This window comes from Microbacterium sp. NIBRBAC000506063 (genome assembly GCF_017968845.1).
In the GTDB taxonomy this organism is placed as follows: Bacteria; Actinomycetota; Actinomycetes; order Actinomycetales; family Microbacteriaceae; genus Microbacterium.
Window position 1 is genome coordinate 2,176,690 of the sequence record NZ_CP072876.1, and the last position, 17,121, is coordinate 2,193,810.

The following is a 17,121-nucleotide window of genomic DNA, read 5'->3' on the forward strand; positions in this document are numbered from 1 at the left end:
TTTCGTGGGAACGCGAACACACCGCCTAGGAAGCGGGCCACCAGGTGGAGTTCGCGTGCATGAGCCGAAACTATCACACAGCGCGTGTTCACCCGGCGCGTCGTAGGCTGGTGGGGTGCCAGCAGTCAATCTGGGGATGCCCAAGGTTCCCGAAGTCCTCGCTCCGCGACGCAAGTCCCGGCAGATCCGCGTCGGAAAGGTCCTCGTCGGCGGCAACGCCCCCGTGAGCGTGCAGTCGATGACCACGACCAAGACGACCGACATCAACGGCACTCTGCAGCAGATCGCCGAGCTCACGGCATCCGGATGCGAGATCGTGCGCGTCGCCGTCCCCTCGCAGGACGACGCCGATGTGCTGCACATCATCGCGAAGAAGTCGCAGATCCCGGTCATCGCCGACATCCACTTCCAGCCGAAGTACGTCTTCCAGGCGATCGACGCCGGCTGCGCCGCGGTGCGGGTGAACCCGGGCAACATCCGCAAGTTCGACGACCAGGTCGGTGCGATCGCGAAGGCGGCGAAGGATGCCGGTGTCTCGCTGCGCATCGGCGTGAACGCCGGCTCCCTCGACAGGCGCCTGCTGGAGAAGTACGGCAAGGCGACGCCAGAGGCGCTCATGGAGAGCGCCGTCTGGGAGGCGTCGCTGTTCGAGGAGCACGATTTCCACGACTTCAAGATCTCGGTCAAGCACAACGACCCGATCGTCATGGTCAAGGCCTACCGGCTGCTCGCCGAGCGCGGCGACTGGCCGCTGCACCTGGGCGTGACCGAGGCCGGTCCGGCGTTCCAGGGCACGATCAAGTCGGCGACGGCGTTCGGCATCCTGCTCGCCGAGGGCATCGGCGACACGATCCGTGTGTCGCTGTCGGCACCGCCGGCCGAAGAGGTCAAGGTCGGCCACCAGATCCTGCAGTCGCTGAACCTGCGCGAACGCAAGCTCGAGATCGTCTCCTGCCCCTCGTGCGGGCGGGCGCAGGTCGACGTCTACTCGCTCGCCGACAGCGTGACCGAAGGGCTGAAGGACATGACCGTGCCGCTGCGCGTGGCCGTCATGGGCTGTGTCGTCAACGGTCCGGGCGAGGCCCGCGAGGCCGATCTGGGCGTGGCCAGCGGCAACGGCAAGGGGCAGATCTTCGTCAAGGGCGAGGTCATCAAGACCGTGCCCGAGGCCGAGATCGTGCAGACCCTCATCGAAGAGGCCAATCGCATCGCCGCCGAGATGGGGGCGGACGCGCCCGTCGGCACGGCGCAGGTCATCACCGCGTAATCGTGCTGCACCACGTCGAGCTGTGGGTCGCGGATCTGGATGCCGCGCGCGCCGAGTGGGGATGGCTGCTCGAGCGGCTCGGCTGGGAGCACGACGGCTCGTGGGACGAGGGATCGACGTGGACGTCCGGTGCGACCTACATCACCCTGACGACCTCTCCGAACCTGCACGGTGACGCGCACGACCGTCGGATGCCGGGGCTGAACCATCTCGCCTTCGGCGCCGGCGAGCGCTCTGCGGTCGATGCGATCATGACCGCAGCGCCCGGGCATGGCTGGACCCCGCTGTACCAGGAGCGGTACCCGCACGCCGGCGGCCCGGACCACTACGCGGGATGGCTGGAGAACTCGGCCGGGTTCAAGGCGGAGATCGTCGCGGCGTGACCGAAGACCCCCTCCGCAGGCTCAGCGGGAGCCAACGCCGGCTCCTGCGCGGATGGATGCCGCACGCCCGGGCTCTTGCCGATCACAGCTGGGGACTCGTCGACACGGTCGTGCTCGAGATCTCGGATGGGCGGCGCCGCGCGATCGTCAAGGCCGGAGGCCCCGACAACCACCACCTGGACCGGGAGCTCGACGCGCATGAGGGCTTCACCTCGGTGTGGACGCGCACGGATTCCGCGCCGACGCTGCTGCACGCCGATCGCGCCGAGAGGATCGCCGTGCTCTCCTACCTGCCGGGAACGCTCGCCTATCGGGCGCCCGCTGCGACCGACCCCGCGGTGCACCGCCGAGCGGGGAGCTGCTGCGCCTCTTCCACAGTCAGGCGTCGCGTGCGGGCGGACGCGAGGCGGAGGAGAGGATCACCCGGCGCACCCGCGAGTGGCTCGATGCCGAGCACCGGATCGCCGGAGACGTCGAGGCGCGGCTGCGGGAGGCGCTGGACGCCCTCGACCCCGGCGACCCGCCGCTCGTGCCGACCCACGGCGACTGGCAGCCGCGCAACTGGCTCGTCGACGGCGACGAGGTGCGGGTGATCGACTTCGGCCGGTTCGCGTTCCGGGCGGCGGCGACCGACCTCGCCTGGCTCGCCGCGCAGGAGTGGCGGGAGAGCCCGGTGTGCGAGGAGGCGTTCCTGGACGGGTACGGTGGTGATCCGCGGCATCCGGAGCATTGGCTCCTCGTGCGTCTCCGTGAGGCGATCGGCACCGCCGTCTGGGCGTTCCAGGTGGGCGATGCCAACTTCGAGGCGCAGGGGCATCGGATGATCGCAGAGATTCTGGAGGAGCTGTGATGACTGAGACGATGGTGACCTTCCCGCAGGGTGCGGTGGCCGGTGTGGGCACGGTGATGCGTGTCGAGGGCGACATCGTGGTCGTGGACCGGACGCCCTTCCACCCCGTCGACCACACCTGGCCCGATCAGCCCGGCGACTCCGGCTTCCTCGTGCACGGTGAGGAGCGGGTCGCGGTCGTCGAGGCAGTGATGGCCGCGGTGAGCGACGACGGAGAGTTCGCCGTCGGTGCGGCGATCCCCGTCAAACGCGGCGCCGAGGGCTGGACGTGGCTCGTGGGGCACAGGGTGTCGGATGCCGGAGCGCACTGGCTCGCGCCCGGCACGGATGTCGAGCTCGCCGTCGACGCGGAACGGCGGGCGGCGCTGAGTCGTGGTCACACGGCGTGCCATCTCGCCTCGCTCGCGCTGGATGCGGCGCTCGCGGATCTGTGGCGGAAGGACCCGGGCACGGATCCACTCGGCGCCCCCGACTTCGAGGGGCGCGCCAATCAGACGAGCTTCATCCACGAGGACGGTGCGGTCGACGAGTACCGGCTCGGCAAGAGCCTGCGCAAGGCGGGCTTCGACACCGAAGGGCTCGCCGCATCGCTGGGGAGCGTCAGGCGCGTGTCGACGCGCAGCTGGCCTCGTGGATCACCGCGGGCGGCGCGAGCGGCGTCGAGACAGACGGTCCGCGGATCACCGATCGGCGGCGCTGGCGGTGTGCGCTGCCCAAGGGCGAGGCGGTCTTCCCCTGCGGAGGGACGCACGTGGACGCGCTCGCCGCGTTCTCGGCGATCACGGTGACCCTGGAGATGCCGGACCCGCAGACGCTCGTGATGACGACGACGGTGCACCCCGCGCGCACATAGGATCAGGCGTCTCCGCGACAAGGGGGACCGGGCGGCGTAGAGTGTCGAGCGAGGCGCCGCAGGAGCGCCGGGGAGACATGGGGGAAGACATGGCTGAAGTGACCCTTCCGGCGCCGGTGCAGGCGCTCGTGGACGCGATCAACGATGCGGATACCGAGGCGTTCGTCGCCGCATTCACCGCGGACGGCTTCGTGGACGACTGGGGCCGGGTGCTGAGCGGACCGGAGGGTGTGCGCAGCTGGGCGGGAAGCGATGCGATCGGCATGGGCGCGCAGATGACAGTGCTGTCCGCCTCCACCGAGGGCGACACGACCCGCATCCGCTTCGGGTGGGTGAGCAGGCGCTTCACCGGGGAGTCCGACGGGATCCTCGTCGTCGACGGCGACCGGCTCGCGAGCTTCACGATCCCGCCGCACGGCTGACGCGCCGTCGGGTGCATTGGTCGTACGTCCCCTCTCTTCTTGGACGTACGTCCCATCCCGCCTGCTCGGAGGCCTCTTCCCGTCCGACTCGACAGAGGGTTAGCGTTCTGAGCGCCGTCTGTCATGAGCGGACGGTGAAGACACCCCTGACGAGAGGCGGTTCACTGATGCATCGACGAATACTGGCCATAGCGGGCGCGATCGCGCTCACGCTTCCCGCGGGAGCCGCGATGGCTGCCGGGGAGGAGGATCCCTCCTCCCGGTTCCCCTCATCCGACGGGGCCGGCGCCATCGACAGCGACTTCACCCCGAGCGCCATCGGCGCCGACGGCCGAGTGACCGTGATCGTCGAGCTGGAGGGCGACCCGGTCGCCGTCGTGGAGGCGGAAGAGGGTCGCGAGCTCAGCACGAGCGAGCGAGAAGACATCGCCGACTCCCTCGAGGACGCCCAGGAGGTCGTGGTCGACGCGATCGTCGATGCCGGCGGCGAGGTGAGCGCTCAAATGCACTCGGCCTACAACGGTGTGCAGGCGGCGATCCCGGCCGCCGAGCTCGACGCCGTCGCCGACCTTCCCGGCGTCGTCGCCATCCATCCCGTGCGGACGTACTCGCTCGACAACGCGGTGTCGGTGCCGTCGCTGGACATCCCTGCCCTGTGGGAGAACACGGGATACACGGGCGAGGCGATCAAGGTCGGCATCATCGACACCGGCATCGACTACACCCATGCGACCTTCGGAGGGCCCGGCACGGTCGCGGCCTTCGAAGAGGCGGCGGCGAACTCCACACTGCCCGCCGACCCGGCGCTGTTCGGTCCTGACGCCCCGCGCGTCAAGGGCGGCATCGACCTCGTCGGCGACGCCTACGATGCGAGCTCGAGCGACCCCGAACGCCGCATTCCCGTGCCCGACGACAACCCGTTGGACTGCCAGGGCCATGGCTCGCATGTCGCGGGCACTGCGGGCGGCAGCGGCGTGAACCCTGACGGCACGACCTACACCGGCCCCTACGACGAGTCGACGGCCGGCCGCGAGTTCCGGGTCGGCCCCGGCGTGGCCCCTCAGGTCGACCTCTACGCGATCCGCGTCTTCGGCTGCACCGGTTCCACCGATGTCACCGTCCCGCCATCGACTGGGCCGTCGCCAACGGTCTGGACGTCATCAACCTCTCGCTGGGCTCCTCCTACGGACGCGGCGACGATCCGAGCGCGGTCGCCGCCGCCAATGCGGTGGGGGCGGGCGTCGTCGTCGTCGCCTCGGCGGGCAACTCGGGTCACAACCCCTACCTCACGGGCTCGCCGGGCTCGGGCGAAGGCGTGATCTCCGTGGCCGCGACGGACGGATGGTCGTCGTTCCCCGGTGCGACCGTCACGGTCGACGGCGAGGCGATCGAGGCGATCAACGCGAACGGAGCCGATGTCTCGGATCTCGGCGAGCTCGCCGTGGTCAGGCTCGTGGACGATCCGGCGACTCCGGGCAATGAAGCGCTCGGATGCCGTGAATCCGACTTCGTCGCGGCGGGCGTCGTGCCCGATGGCGGCCAGCTCGCCGTCGTCGAGCGCGGCGAGTGCGCCCGTGTCGCGAAGGCGATCGAAGGCGAGAAGGCCGGCGCCGCGGCGGTCCTTCAGATCAACAGCGACGACTCGCTCCCTCCCTACGAGGGCCCGATCTTCTCGAACCCCGACACCGGCGAGGAGTTCGACGTCACGATCCCGTTCCTCGGCGTGCGTTCCTCGGCGGCATCCGCCTTCACCGCAGACGCGGTGGCGACGGTGGAGCCCATGGAGATCACCAACCCGAACTTCGGCGCGTACGCCGGGTTCACCTCGGCCGGCCCCCGCAGCGGGGACGGCGCGCTGAGCCCGAACGTGGCGGCTCCGGGTGTGTCGATCGCATCCGCGGCCGTCGGTACGGGCAGCGGCGTCGCGATCTCGTCGGGAACGTCGATGGCGGCCCCGCACGTCGCGGGCGTCGCGGCGCTGTCGGTGCAGGCGCACCCGACCTGGTCGGTCCCGCGGATCGCGGCCTCCATCGTGTCGACGGCCGACCCCGACAAGGTCGTGGGACAGGACCTGGTCACGGGAGGTGTCGGTCTGGTCGACGCGACCCGGGCCGTGACCACGCAGGTGACGGCGCTCGGCGATGCGTTCCGTGTCGAGAGCGGATGGGCGCGCGAGGCGGCGCTGAGCTTCGGATTCCAGGAATCGCTGCTCGGCTACGCCGGGGTCAAGGCCGTCACGATCCACAACGACGGTCCGAAGTCGGTCACCTACCGGGTGTCGACGACGCCCACGGCCGAGTCCGCGAAGGCGAAGGTCAACGTCTCGTCGAAGTCGCTGACCGTCGGCGCCGGGCGCTCGGCCACGGTGCTCCTGACACTCACCGCGGCGGCCAAGGACGTTCCCTCGTCGCTGGGACACGGCACGTTCGGGTTCCACGAGATCTCGGGGAACGTGACCTTCACCTCGGCCGACTCGGTGCTGCGGGTGCCGTACCTGTTGGTTCCGCGCTCGAACAGCGTGGTCTCGACGAGCACCTCCGCGCTCTTCACGAAGAGTCAGAATGTCGGGGACGCGAAGAAGTCGATCACGCTGAACAATCTGCTCGGTGCGATCGACGCGGATGCCGATGTGTTCCAGTGGGGGCTCAGCGACCCGAAGGACGCCACGCGAGAGCTGCCCGACGACGGTTACGATGTGCGCGCCGCGGGCGTGCAGTCGTTCGCCGTCGGCGACGACACGCTGCTCGTGTTCGCGATCAACACCCACAAGCGGTGGTCGAACGCGGCGTCCAACGAGTACAACGCCGTCATCGACGTCGACCAGGACGGCGAACCCGATTGGTACGTGTTCTCCTACGATTCGGGGGCGGTGCGCACCGGCTTCGCGGACGGACTCCCGGAGACGTTCCTCGCCGATGCGCACACGGGTGCACTGTACGCGAGTGGGTTCCTGACCCAGGCGCCCACCGACAGCAGCACTCTGCTGATGCCGGTCTACGCGAGCAGTCTCGGACTCGAGGGGGAGTTCGACTACACGGTCGAGACCTATGGCCGCAACGGCGGTGAGGACGTCGTCGACGCCTGGGCGACCTACGACCCGACGGCGCCGGCGCTGAGCAACGGCCAGTACGTCACGGTGAAGAAGCGCGGGACCGCGAAGTTCACCGTCGACGTGGACGCCGCGGGTGTCGAGGCGCAGAAGCCGCTCGGCACGATGGTGGTCGTCCTCGACAACCAATCCGGTGCCGGAGAGGCGCTGCTGATCAAGGTCAAGTAGACCTCATGCGATGGGGCGGATGCGTGCATCCGCCCCATCGTCGCCCTCAGGGCGTGACGCAGAGGGTCGGGGTGTCGCCCCGGCCGAAGCGGTAGTCGTAGTGCTTGCCGTCGGCGGTCACGATGACGCGCATCCCGTCGACGAGGGCTTGCGTGTAGGACTGGCCGGGTTGCGGGCAGCCGAGGGAGCCGTCTGAGAACGTGACCCGCTCCGCCGTGACGAGCTCGGGGGGCGCCGTGACGCCGCGGCCGGCCAGGTCGGACTCGATCGCCGCCCAGCGTGCCGGGGGGACATCGGTGGGTGTTCCGCTCGGTTCCGCCGATGGGCTCACCGGGCCAGGCGTCGTCGTCTGGAACGGTGGACGTGACGTGGGGGATCGGACACGGGGTCTCCCATCGCGCAGCCGGTCACGGTGAGCGCAAGCAGCATCGGCGGGATCAGATACCGGATTCGCATTGCGGGCACCTCCTTGGGTTGCTCCCAGGCTATGGCCGATACCTGCGAGCGGGCGGGGAGTGAGGCTCGCTCGCGATCCCGCCGTACGGCCGACCGGGTCGTCGCGCCGCGGAAATGTCGTTGTAACGCGCCGCCGCTACTCTCGGGTCATGCTGGCGAGCTTCACGGTGCGTCCGGCGGTTCAGACCGACGGTGCTTTCCTCGGCGACATGCTCGTCGAGGCGGCCAATTGGCGCGGCACGGTGCGTCTGCGTCACGAAGTGCTCACGAGCGTCGAGCATCGCCGCTACATCGCGGGTGGATGCGCCCCGGGGATGCGGGACTGGTCGCGGTCGATGGCGCCGGCGAGTCGATCGGTGCGGCGTGGTATCGGATGCTGCCGCGCAGTGATCCGGGTTTCGGATTCACCGGCGTGGGCGTTCCCGAGCTGATCATCGGGGTTCGTCCGATCTGGCGGGCGCACGGCGTCGGTCGTGATCTCTTGCGTCGATTGTGCGAGCTGGCGCGCGCCGAGGGCCATGCGCGACTGAGTCTGAGCGTCGAGCGCGGCAACTTCGCCGCCACCCTGTATCGCAGCGAAGGGTTCGCGGTGACGAGCGCCGGCATCATCCGCGAGACGATGGTCAAGCGCCTGCGGTGATGCTGCCGGGCCTGCCGGCGTCGTTGCAAATGACGCCCCGCGTGTACTGCCGAGGCGGACTCATCCCCGGGCTCCGCCTCATCCTCGGGGCGCGCCTCAATCTCGGGGCGCGCCTCACCTCCTCGTGGGCTCTACGCCGCCGCGGGGCGGAAGCGTCTGGGAGGCGGGTCGATTCCCGCCCAGGCGTAGCCGAGCGCGAGTTGGGGGTGCAGCACTGTTCCGCTGCCGTCCGGGTGCTGGAGGATGAAGTCGCCTTTGCCGTCGCGGGTGATCCGCCACCCGCCGTGATGAAGCTGCATATGGTGAAAGCGGCACAACAGGATGCCGCGATCGATGTCGGTGCGCCCGCCTTCCGAGTACGGATCTATGTGATGCGCCTCGCAGTAGGAGGCGGGCCGGTCGCAGCCCTTCCACCTGCATCCGCCGTCGCGGATCGCCAGCGCGATGCGCTGTCTGGGGGTGAACAGGCGCTGTTCCCGGCCCACGTCGAGTGGATTGCCGAAGGCATCGACGGTGACCGTGGTCGTGCCGCTGTTGCAGATGTGCCGTTCTGCGACGGCTCCGGGAAGGCTGATGATGCCGTCTTCGCTGTGCGCCGTGGGTGCGGGCTGATCGTTGCCGTCTTCATCGGTGTCGACCACGCGTACGATTCGCACGCCCGCCTGCCGGGTTCCGAACACGTTCTCGGACTCGGCCAGGGTTCCGGCGCGGAGGACATCGATCATCAGATCGTAGGTGAGCTGGTCGTTCGTACGCGGGTCGTCGACCAGGTCCTGCGCGCGGGCGGCTTCAGCGGAGTCGACGAAACGAGGGCCGCCGCGCCGCGGTCGCAGTGCGCTGTCGATGAGGGTGCGGACCCACAGCATCGCCTCGTCATCGAAGACGAAATGGCCGTGGTGCACGCCTTCGCGGTCGGTCCACACCCGGAACGAGCGCCGTGCGAGCTGTTTCCGAAAGCGTTCTTCGGCGCCCTTCGGGTCGAGTCGATCGCGCACCGCCTTAGCGGCGGCGCGCAGCTCCTCGACCGTGCGATGCGGTGCCTCGGTCAGCAGCTGCTCGGCAGCGAGCGTCCACATCTCGCGCACCGCGGCGTTCTCACTGTCACGATCGGGCCCGCCGTCTCGAACATCTGCGGCATCGGCACCCTGCTCGCCGTCACCCGGCTGCTCCGGCGGTTCCCCGAGGCCCCTGCGGATCGCGTCGTGCTGCGCGGAGGTGAGCGCGCCCTCCAGCACCGCGCGCCCGAGCGGTGCGTGCCAGGGCGTGGACGGGGGTGCCGCGGTAGCTGCCTCTCCGGCCAGAGCATCCGCCTGCGGCGCCGCATCGGCCAGGAGCGCCTCGCCCACACGCACTGTTCGTTCCGCCTCAGCGCGGCTGCCGCCGGTGACATCCTGTATCAGGGAGACCGCGGTGCGGTGCCCCTCGCCTGCGCCAGCCCGGCATGCCCGGTCTCTTTCGTGGATCGTGCGGCCACGACTCCCGAGGCGAGCAGCCGCAGCCGCTCGACGGCCAGGGCGGTCTCGGTGACTTCTGTCAGCACGGCGAAGACCTCGGCATCCGACATCGCACCCAGCGTCGCCCGCACATCGTCTGTCGTCCCCGCATCACCGAGCTGCGCGCGCAGTGTGGGAGGAGCCCCAGAACCTCGGTGAAAGTTGCCATACTCAGGATTCTCATCGACCACCGACATTCGAAGAGAGAAGCGAGCAGAGATCACCCGCAGAGCATCACGAAACGATAACTGTGCTGCGAGGCCTATTGGGCTCACACCCGTCATCCTGCCATCCGGGACACGAATACTGCAGCCCAAGAAAGGGGACCCCGGCCGAAGCCGGAGTCCCCTTCTGCAGAGACGGAACTCAGCCGAACTGGTTCATCGTGTTGTCCTTGCCGCCGGCCTTGAGGGCGGCGTCGCCGGCGAAGTACTCCTTGTGGTTGTCGCCGATGTCGGAGCCGGCCATGTTCTGGTGCTTGACGGTGGCGATCCCCTCACGGATCTCGCGGCGCTGCACGCCCTTCACGTAGGCGAGCATGCCCTCGTCGCCGAAGTAGCCCTTCGCGAGGTTGTCGGTCGACAGGGCGGCCGTGTGGTAGGTCGGCAGCGTGATGAGGTGGTGGAAGATCCCGGCGCGCGCCGAGCCGTCGCGCTGGAAGGTGCGGATCTTCTCGTCGGCCAGCTGTGCGAGCTCGCTGTCGTCGTACTCGACGCTCATCAGGTTGTCGCGGTCGTAGGCCGAGACGTCCTTGCCTTGCTCCACGAGCAGGTCGTAGGCCTGCTGGCGGAAGTTGAGCGTCCAGTTGAACGAGGGGCTGTTGTTGTAGACGAGCTTGGCGTTCGGGATCTCCTCGCGGATGCGGTCGACCATGCCCGCGATCTGCTCGACGTGGGGCTTCTCGGTCTCGATCCACAGCAGATCGGCACCGTTGCGCAGCGAGGTGATGCAGTCGAGCACGACGCGGTCCTCGCCGGTCCCGGCGCGGAACTGGTACAGGTTGCTCGCCAGGCGCTTCGGACGCAGGAGCGCTCCGTCGCGCTTGATGACGACGTCGCCGTTGCCCAGCGCGCTCTCCGAGATCTCCTCGACGTCGAGGAAGGAGTTGTACTGGTCGCCGAGGTCGCCGGGGGCGTTCGTGACCGCGAGCTTCTGCGTGAGTCCGGCGCCGAGCGAGTCGGTGCGGGCGACGATCACGCCGTTCTCGATGCCGAGCTCGAGGAAGGCGTAGCGGACCGCATTGAGCTTGGCGATGAAGTCCTCGTGCGGAACCGTGACCTTGCCGTCCTGGTGGCCGCACTGCTTCTCGTCGGAGACCTGGTTCTCGATCTGGATGGCGCAGGCGCCGGCCTCGATCATCTTCTTGGCCAGCAGGTACGTCGCCTCGGGGTTGCCGAAACCGGCGTCGATGTCGGCGATGATCGGCACGACGTGGGTCTCGTAGGTGTCGATCTGTGACTGGATGAAGTCGACCGCGGTCTCGTCGCCGGCGACGCGCGCCTCGTCGAGCTGTGTGAAGAGGAGGTCGAGCTCGCGGGCGTCGGCCTGGCGGAGGAACGTGTACAGCTCCTCGATGAGCGCCGGCACGGAGGTCTTCTCATGCATCGACTGGTCGGGCAGCGGGCCGAACTCGGAGCGGAGCGCCGCGACCATCCAGCCCGAGAGGTACAGGTAGCGCTTGTTCGTGGTCTTGAGGTGCTTCTTGATCGAGATGAGCTTCTGCTGCCCGATGAACCCGTGCCAGACGCCGAGCGACTGGGTGTACAACGAGGAGTCGGCGTCGTACTCGGTCATGTCGCGGCGCATGATGTCGGCCGTGTACTGGGCGATCTCGAGTCCCGTCTTGAAACGGTTCTGCGCCCGCATTCGGGCGACGTACTCGGGGTTGATCGCATCCCAGGAGGAGCCGTGCTGCTCCTTGAGCGCCCGGATGGCTTCGATGTCGTCTTCGTACGCAGTCATTTCGCTTCCTTTGCGGTGGTGGTGGGCTTGTTTCCACCTTGTGCCAAGAAAGACGCGTATTCCGACCGCTTTCAATGGGAAGATTATGGAAATTTCTGCGAAGAGGAAGAACTATCGCCGGATGGAACGCTCAGAGACCCCGCACCAGTCGCTGAAGGTGCGCGTATTCTTCGTCCATCCCCGGGTTCGCGCGGCGCGGATCGTCCGACTCTCCTGTGCGCACCACCTCGTCGATGTAGCGTCGATCGGCGTCGAGGCGGGCTGCGGCATCCGTTCCGATCGTCCCGTGTCCGGGCACGACGACGGCGGCCTTCGCCGCATACGGCGCAAGCGCGTCGAGGGCGGCGATGTACGCAGGAAGATCGTCCGGCCAGAACGGCAGCGGCAGCTCGATGTCGCTGAGCATGTCGCCCGCGAGGAGCACGCGCTGCCGAGGCAGCCACAGCGCCGCATGGCCGGGCGCATGACCGTCGTGCACCACGGGCTCGACCTCGACCCGGGCGGCAGTGGCATCGGCCCCGACACGCCCCGGACCCGCCCCATCAGCTCCACGAGCTCCTCCGGCCACCCCTCGCCCAGCGAAGCCACGAGCGACTCCCGCTCGGTCTCAGCCAGTGACGCCGTCTGCGCAGATGCCCACCGCGGCACGTCACCGAACCTCGAATGCCACAGCAGATGATCGTGGTGCGCGTGCGTGGCGAATCCGCCCATCACGTCGAGCCCGCGCGCGTCCAGCCATGCCGCGAGTCCGTCGAGCTCCGCGGGCACCCAACCCGGGTCGACGAGGAATGCCTGATCGGATGCCGCGAGCACGGTCGATGTCGTGTGCATCACCCGGCTCGTGGCGACATGCACGCCCGGTGCGATCTCCTGCAGTTCCCGCATCCGTTCTCCTTCCGCGCAGGCGCCGTCAGTGCAGCGCCCCGCCGGGCACCACGTCGTCCTCCGCCGTGTCGAGTGTCGTCCGCACCGCGATCTCGAGCGCCCGCGCGATCGCGTCCAGCGGCATCTCCGGCTGCCCGCCCGGCGCCTGCCCGGTCGCCCACGGCACATGCACGAACCCGGCGCGGCGCCCCGCGGCGGCGGCCCACAGCGCGGCGCGGAAGAACACGTGGTTGCAGACGAAGCTGCCCGCGGAGAGGGAGAGCTCCGAGCGGATGCCGGCATCCGACATCTCCCGCACGATCGCCTTGGCGGGCAGCGAGGTGAAGACGGCGGGAGGTCCTCCCGGCACCGATTCCGCGTCGACGGGCTGCGCGCCGGCGCTGTCGGGGGTGCGCGCGTCCAGCAGATTCACCGCGACGCGTTCGACGCTGACCGCTGCGCGGCCTCCGGCGAGACCGGTCGCGATCACCGCATCCGGGCCGTGCATGTCGATGAGCCGGGAGAGCTCCTCGGCCGCGCCCGCGAACGTCACCGGCAGCACGGCGGTGACGAGTCGCTCCGGGCCGGTCCACTGCGTCGCCGCGAGCGAGACCGCCTCGCCGGAAGGGTTGTGCGCGTCGCCGGCGAAGGGCTCGAATCCGGTGAGGAGCACGGTGGTCATCGAGCCAGACTATCTCTGTCAACCCCGTCCCCCTCCGGCTCCGACGCCGCTAGCGTGGGAGTCATGAGCACCGTCGAGAAAGCCCAGACCCTTGCCCGCCTGTATGACGCTCCCGAGATCCTCCGCGTGGTGAACGTGTGGGACGTCGTCTCGGCGAAGGCGATCGCCGACCTCCCCGAGACGACCGCGCTGGCCACGGCCGGCCACTCGATCGCCTCGACCTTCGGGTTTCCCGACGGTCAGATCCCGCGTGAGCTCATGATCGACATGGTCGGGCGCATCGCCGCCGCCGTCGACCTCCCGGTCTCCGCAGACCTCGACGACGGCTACGGCGACGCGGGGGAGACCACGCGGCTCGCGATCGGCGCCGGCGTCGTCGGCGCGAACGTCGAGGATCGCTTGAAGCCACTGTCCGATTCGGTCGCCGTGGTCGAGGCGATCGTGCGCGCGGGCGAGGCCGAGGGCGTGCCCTTCGTGCTCAACGCCCGCACCGATGCGATCGTGCGGGGCGGCGACCGTCCGCTGTCCGAGTCGCTGGTGGATGCCGTCGAGCGCGGCCGGGCGTTCCTCGACGCCGGCGCGCACTGCGTCTTCGTCCCGGGCATCCTCGACGTGGAGGCCACCAAGACGCTCGTCGAGGGGATCGGCTACGGCAAGGTCAGTGTGATCGGGCTTCCGGGCGCACTCGCCGCGAACGAGTACGAGTCGCTGGGTGTGGCCCGCATCTCCTATGGCCCGCTGACCCAGCGTGTGGCGCTCACGGCGCTGCAGGATGTCGCGAGCAGCCTGTACGCCGACGGCGTCATCCCCGAGGGGACGCGGGCGCTGAACTGACGCGGCTGCGCCTCACTGCGCGCAGCGCGTTGAGGCGAGCCGGGTCAGGTCGAGCGAGCCCGCGCGCAGCGCGAGTGAGTCGAAACACTCCTGACGGGATGACCAAGGACGTCGGATGCCGAGCGCGCGGTTCACGGCCACGCGAGAAGCGCAGAGCTGACCTGCACGGCCCCGACGCCGTAGCGCTCATCGAGATCCTGCTGGATCGATCCGTTGTCGAAGATGACCTCGACGTGAATCGTGCTCGTCGTGGTGTCCGGCCAGGAGGATAGGAGGTCCGAGCGCTCGGCGGTGATCTTCTCCACGATCCCGCGCAGCTCGGATTCGCTGCGCTCGGCGGCGCTGACGCACAGCATGCCGCCCCAGCGATCCCTGAGCGCCGACTCGGTCCGGGCGACGTCGCCGGTCGTCTTGACGTTGATGATCAGCAGCTCCGGATCGTTCATGCTCAGTTCGATGCGGAGGTTCTCGTCGTCGTCCTCGCCGAGCGGGGCATTGTTCAGCGGGTTGGGCGACTGATCGAGCCAGGCGCCGGCGTAGCCGGCGAGCGTCTCGGCGAGCATGAGCACCTCTTCCATGCTCTCCTCGGTGGTCAGCGCGGGGTCGAGCACGCGCCAGCCGCCCGCGGGCTCGGGGCAGGGCGAGGTGAAGTCGACCTCTCCGACACCGCTCGTGTCGGGCCAGTCATGTTCTTCCGCGGGCTCTGCGTCCTCCACGGCGATGGTGGACTCCCAGGGGTTGTAGTAGCCGGCGACCCAGAACGTCCCCAGCGCACCCCGGAGGCCTCCTCGTAGTGACCCTCCCAGTCGCTCCAGTCCCAGCCGGTGAGCGCAGGACCGCCGCACTGGGGCGGGTGCGACTCCATGACACCGCCGAGGCACAGCTCCGGTCCGCTCCCGTCGTCGAGCACGGTCGCGTGGTACGCGGTCGACACGCCCAGCTGCGTCCCGTCGCCGGGAGGGCTCGTCGGGGCGCCGGCGATGCCACCCGCACAGGACACCAGCGCCGTCGCGCTCAGCAGGGCGGCGGCGATCGCGAGGACGCGTCGTGGGGTCATGGGCTCCATACTCTCCAGTGTCGGATGCCGGCGGATCGTCTCAAAGCCGATCCCGCGCTTTCCGCCTCTCCTGTCGGTCTCACTTGTTGCGGGTGTCTTGCCGCGGAGGTCGCGTTTTGTGAGACACCGACGAGCGCCGGTCTCATTCGTGGTGGCCTTCAGGCATCGGATGCCGCAACAAATGAGACCGCCGCGGTCAGGTGCTGACGAGCCGACGCGCCTCACTAGACTGGCACCGTGGTCACACGTCTCTCCAACTTCTTCCTCCGCACGCTCCGCGACGACCCGGCAGACGCCGAGGTCCGCAGCCACAAGCTGCTCATCCGCGCAGGCTACATCCGCCGTGCCGCGCCAGGCATCTTCACCTGGCTGCCGCTGGGGCTGAAGGTCAAGGCGAGGATCGAGCGCATCATCCGCGAGGAGATGACCAACGCCGGCGCGCACGAGGTGCACTTCCCGGCCCTGCTTCCGCGCGAGCCCTACGAGGCATCCGGTCGCTGGGAGGCCTATGGCGACGGCATCTTCCGTCTGAAGGACCGCAAGGATGCCGACTACCTGCTCGCGCCCACGCACGAGGAGATGTTCACGCTCCTCGTGAAAGACCTGTACTCCTCGTACAAGGACCTGCCGCTGGCGATCTATCAGATCCAGGACAAGTACCGCGACGAGGCGCGCCCTCGCGCGGGCCTGCTCCGCGGCCGCGAGTTCACGATGAAGGACGCCTACTCGTTCGACGCGAGCGATGAGGGCCTCGAGGCGTCGTACCAGGCGCAGCGCGACGCCTATGAGCGCATCTTCCAGCGGCTCGGCCTGGAGTACGTCATCGTCAACGCCGACAACGGCCTGATGGGTGGCGCGCGCTCGGAGGAGTTCCTGCATCCGACGCCCATCGGAGAAGACACCTTCGTCCGCTCGGCCGGCGGCTACGCGGCCAACGTCGAGGCGTTCACCACGGTGGTTCCCGAACCGACCCCGTTCGACGGGCTGCCCGCGCCGGAGATCTTCGACTCGCCCGACACCCCGACGATCGAGACGCTCGTCGCGCACAGCAACGCGGTCCTCGGCGGCGAATACACGGCCGCCGACACGCTCAAGAACGTCGTCCTCGCCCTCACGCACCCGAGCGGCGCCCGCGAGGTCGTCGTCGTGGGCATCCCCGGTGACCGCGACGTCGATGACAAGCGCGCCGAGGTCGCCTTCGCGCCCGCCGACGTCGAGCCCGCCACGGACGAGGACTTCGAGCGGCATCCGCTGCTCGTCCGCGGTTACATCGGCCCCTGGTCCGAGACCGGCCCGATCCTCGGCGAGGAGTCGGCGACCGGCATCCGCTATCTCCTCGACCCCGGGTCGTGGACGGCACGTCGTGGATCACCGGTGCGAACATCGATCAGAAGCACGTGCACTCCCTCGTCGCCGGCCGCGACTTCACGGCCGACGGCTTCGTCGAGGTCGCGGACGTGCACGCCGGGGACCCCGCGCCGGACGGCTCCGGCCCGGTCGAGCTGGCCCGCGGCATGGAGATCGGTCATGTGTTCCAGCTCGGGCGTTTCTTCGCCGAGGCGCTGGGTTTGAAGGTGCTCGACGAGAACGGCAAGCTCGTCACGGTCACGATGGGCTCGTACGGCATCGGCGTCACCCGCATCCTGGCGATCCTCGCCGAGTTGAACAACGACGACAAGGGCCTCCTCTGGCCGGCATCCGTCGCCCCCTTCGACGTGCACGTGGTCGCCACGGGCAAGGATCAGGTCGCCTTCGACCTGGGCGCCCGGCTCTCGGCGGATCTCGAAGCCGCCGGACTCGAGGTGCTCTTCGACGACCGCCCGAAGGTGTCGCCCGGCGTGAAGTTCGGCGACGCCGAGCTCATCGGGGTGCCGCAGATCGTGATCGCCGGGCGGGCTCCGCCGAGGGGCAGGTCGAGCTGTGGGATCGCCGCACGGGGAGCGCGAGGTCGTCGCCGTATCGGATGCCGTGGCGCGCCTGACCGGCCGCTGAGCCGGAGCGCGCAGGCCTCAGGCCTTCATCGAAGGTGTGCACTCGAGAGCACGGAGCGGGGGAGAGGAAGTCGGCGGGTGAACGCGCTC

16 protein-coding genes and 3 pseudogenes are annotated in these 17,121 nt (G+C 69.1%); 10 read left to right on the top strand and 9 right to left on the bottom strand.

Annotated features, from left to right (window positions below; translation table 11 throughout):
- Positions 1-115 precede the first annotated feature (115 nt).
- Together ispG and KAE78_RS12385 are read left to right on the top strand one after the other, a co-directional pair.
- Positions 116-1,267: a flavodoxin-dependent (E)-4-hydroxy-3-methylbut-2-enyl-diphosphate synthase gene (ispG, locus tag KAE78_RS12380; protein ID WP_223171046.1), complete on the top strand. Its 1,152-nt coding sequence runs from the start codon at positions 116-118 to the stop codon at positions 1,265-1,267.
- Positions 1,267-1,650: a VOC family protein gene (locus tag KAE78_RS12385; protein WP_223172491.1), complete on the top strand. Its 384-nt coding sequence runs from the start codon at positions 1,267-1,269 to the stop codon at positions 1,648-1,650. The genes ispG and KAE78_RS12385 overlap by 1 nt, the downstream gene beginning before the upstream one ends.
- Here the strand turns inward: KAE78_RS12385 and KAE78_RS12390 are convergent.
- Entirely contained in the window at positions 1,593-1,850 is a 258-nt protein-coding gene (locus KAE78_RS12390; protein WP_223171047.1) for a hypothetical protein, read from the bottom strand. The two genes, KAE78_RS12385 and KAE78_RS12390, sit on opposite strands and share 58 nt — an antisense overlap.
- A 17-nt stretch (positions 1,851-1,867) precedes the next feature.
- On the opposite strand from KAE78_RS12390, the gene KAE78_RS12395 reads away from it, so the two are divergent.
- The 5 genes and pseudogenes from KAE78_RS12395 to KAE78_RS12410 all read left to right on the top strand — a co-directional run bounded on the left by KAE78_RS12395 (position 1,868) and on the right by KAE78_RS12410 (position 7,052).
- The gene (locus tag KAE78_RS12395; protein ID WP_223171048.1) at positions 1,868-2,500 is read left to right on the top strand and encodes a phosphotransferase family protein; all 633 of its coding nucleotides are present in this window, start codon (positions 1,868-1,870) and stop codon (positions 2,498-2,500) included.
- Positions 2,500-3,288, top strand: a complete 789-nt coding sequence (locus KAE78_RS12400; protein ID WP_223171049.1) for a hypothetical protein — start codon at positions 2,500-2,502, stop codon at positions 3,286-3,288. Before KAE78_RS12395 ends, KAE78_RS12400 begins: the two co-directional genes overlap by 1 nt.
- Before the next feature lie 154 nt (positions 3,289-3,442).
- A complete protein-coding gene (locus KAE78_RS12405) occupies positions 3,443-3,775 on the top strand; it encodes a nuclear transport factor 2 family protein (RefSeq protein WP_223171050.1) in 333 nt (110 codons plus the stop codon).
- 503 nt (positions 3,776-4,278) lie between these two features.
- Positions 4,279-4,827, top strand: a pseudogene (locus KAE78_RS17900) (S8 family serine peptidase); the annotation flags it as partial.
- A gap of 119 nt (positions 4,828-4,946) precedes the next feature.
- A complete protein-coding gene (locus KAE78_RS12410) occupies positions 4,947-7,052 on the top strand; it encodes a S8 family serine peptidase (protein WP_262927865.1) in 2,106 nt (701 codons plus the stop codon).
- A 46-nt stretch (positions 7,053-7,098) separates the two neighbouring features.
- Here the strand turns inward: KAE78_RS12410 and KAE78_RS12415 are convergent, their stop codons facing one another.
- Positions 7,099-7,383 (bottom strand): hypothetical protein, encoded by a 285-nt coding sequence (locus tag KAE78_RS12415; protein ID WP_223171051.1) that lies wholly within the window; start codon positions 7,381-7,383, stop codon positions 7,099-7,101.
- A gap of 274 nt (positions 7,384-7,657) precedes the next feature.
- On the opposite strand from KAE78_RS12415, the pseudogene KAE78_RS12420 reads away from it, so the two are divergent.
- A pseudogene (locus KAE78_RS12420) lies at positions 7,658-8,148 on the top strand (GNAT family N-acetyltransferase).
- A 131-nt stretch (positions 8,149-8,279) separates the two neighbouring features.
- On the opposite strand, the gene KAE78_RS12425 reads toward KAE78_RS12420, so the two are convergent.
- From KAE78_RS12425 to KAE78_RS12445, 5 genes are all read right to left on the bottom strand, one after another.
- On the bottom strand, positions 8,280-9,500 hold the full coding sequence (locus KAE78_RS12425; RefSeq protein WP_223171052.1) for an HNH endonuclease signature motif containing protein: 1,221 nt from the start codon (positions 9,498-9,500) through the stop codon (positions 8,280-8,282).
- A 44-nt stretch (positions 9,501-9,544) separates the two neighbouring features.
- Positions 9,545-9,733 carry a hypothetical protein gene (locus KAE78_RS12430; RefSeq protein WP_223171053.1) on the bottom strand — a complete coding sequence of 63 codons (189 nt, stop codon included), beginning with the start codon at positions 9,731-9,733 and terminating at the stop codon, positions 9,545-9,547.
- Positions 9,734-10,007: 274 nt separating this feature from the next.
- A complete protein-coding gene (locus KAE78_RS12435) occupies positions 10,008-11,603 on the bottom strand; it encodes an isocitrate lyase (protein ID WP_223171054.1) in 1,596 nt (531 codons plus the stop codon).
- Between the two features lie 130 nt (positions 11,604-11,733).
- Positions 11,734-12,084, bottom strand: coding sequence for an MBL fold metallo-hydrolase (locus KAE78_RS12440; protein WP_262927662.1), 351 nt, complete (start codon positions 12,082-12,084; stop codon positions 11,734-11,736).
- A gap of 429 nt (positions 12,085-12,513) precedes the next feature.
- Positions 12,514-13,149 carry a pyroglutamyl-peptidase I gene (locus KAE78_RS12445; protein WP_223171056.1) on the bottom strand — a complete coding sequence of 212 codons (636 nt, stop codon included), beginning with the start codon at positions 13,147-13,149 and terminating at the stop codon, positions 12,514-12,516.
- A 63-nt stretch (positions 13,150-13,212) separates the two neighbouring features.
- On the opposite strand from KAE78_RS12445, the gene KAE78_RS12450 reads away from it, so the two are divergent.
- Complete coding sequence (locus KAE78_RS12450; protein ID WP_223171057.1) at positions 13,213-13,983, top strand: isocitrate lyase/phosphoenolpyruvate mutase family protein; 771 nt, start codon at positions 13,213-13,215, stop codon at positions 13,981-13,983.
- A gap of 131 nt (positions 13,984-14,114) precedes the next feature.
- Here KAE78_RS12450 and KAE78_RS12455 read toward each other — a convergent pair whose 3' ends face one another.
- Positions 14,115-14,594 carry a hypothetical protein gene (locus tag KAE78_RS12455; RefSeq protein ID WP_223171058.1) on the bottom strand — a complete coding sequence of 160 codons (480 nt, stop codon included), beginning with the start codon at positions 14,592-14,594 and terminating at the stop codon, positions 14,115-14,117.
- Positions 14,576-15,040 carry a hypothetical protein gene (locus KAE78_RS12460; RefSeq protein WP_223171059.1) on the bottom strand — a complete coding sequence of 155 codons (465 nt, stop codon included), beginning with the start codon at positions 15,038-15,040 and terminating at the stop codon, positions 14,576-14,578. Before KAE78_RS12460 ends, KAE78_RS12455 begins: the two co-directional genes overlap by 19 nt.
- 237 nt (positions 15,041-15,277) lie before the next feature.
- On the opposite strand from KAE78_RS12460, the pseudogene KAE78_RS12465 reads away from it, so the two are divergent.
- Positions 15,278-17,032, top strand: a pseudogene (locus tag KAE78_RS12465) (proline--tRNA ligase).
- The last annotated feature ends 89 nt before the right edge of the window (positions 17,033-17,121 follow it).

Bases quoted from the DNA above. Each gene is read 5' to 3' on its own strand.
- KAE78_RS12445 (WP_223171056.1), bottom strand. From the start codon at position 13,149: ATGACCACCGTGCTCCTCACCGGATTCGAGCCCTTCGCCGGCGACGCG.
- KAE78_RS12390 (WP_223171047.1), bottom strand. From the start codon at position 1,850: ATGCGCGTCGAGCTCCCGGTCCAGGTGGTGGTTGTCGGGGCCTCCGGC.
- KAE78_RS12405 (WP_223171050.1), top strand. From the start codon at position 3,443: ATGGCTGAAGTGACCCTTCCGGCGCCGGTGCAGGCGCTCGTGGACGCG.
- KAE78_RS12400 (WP_223171049.1), top strand. From the start codon at position 2,500: ATGACTGAGACGATGGTGACCTTCCCGCAGGGTGCGGTGGCCGGTGTG.
- KAE78_RS12450 (WP_223171057.1), top strand. From the start codon at position 13,213: ATGAGCACCGTCGAGAAAGCCCAGACCCTTGCCCGCCTGTATGACGCT.
- KAE78_RS12460 (WP_223171059.1), bottom strand. From the start codon at position 15,040: ATGACCCCACGACGCGTCCTCGCGATCGCCGCCGCCCTGCTGAGCGCG.
- KAE78_RS12435 (WP_223171054.1), bottom strand. From the start codon at position 11,603: ATGACTGCGTACGAAGACGACATCGAAGCCATCCGGGCGCTCAAGGAG.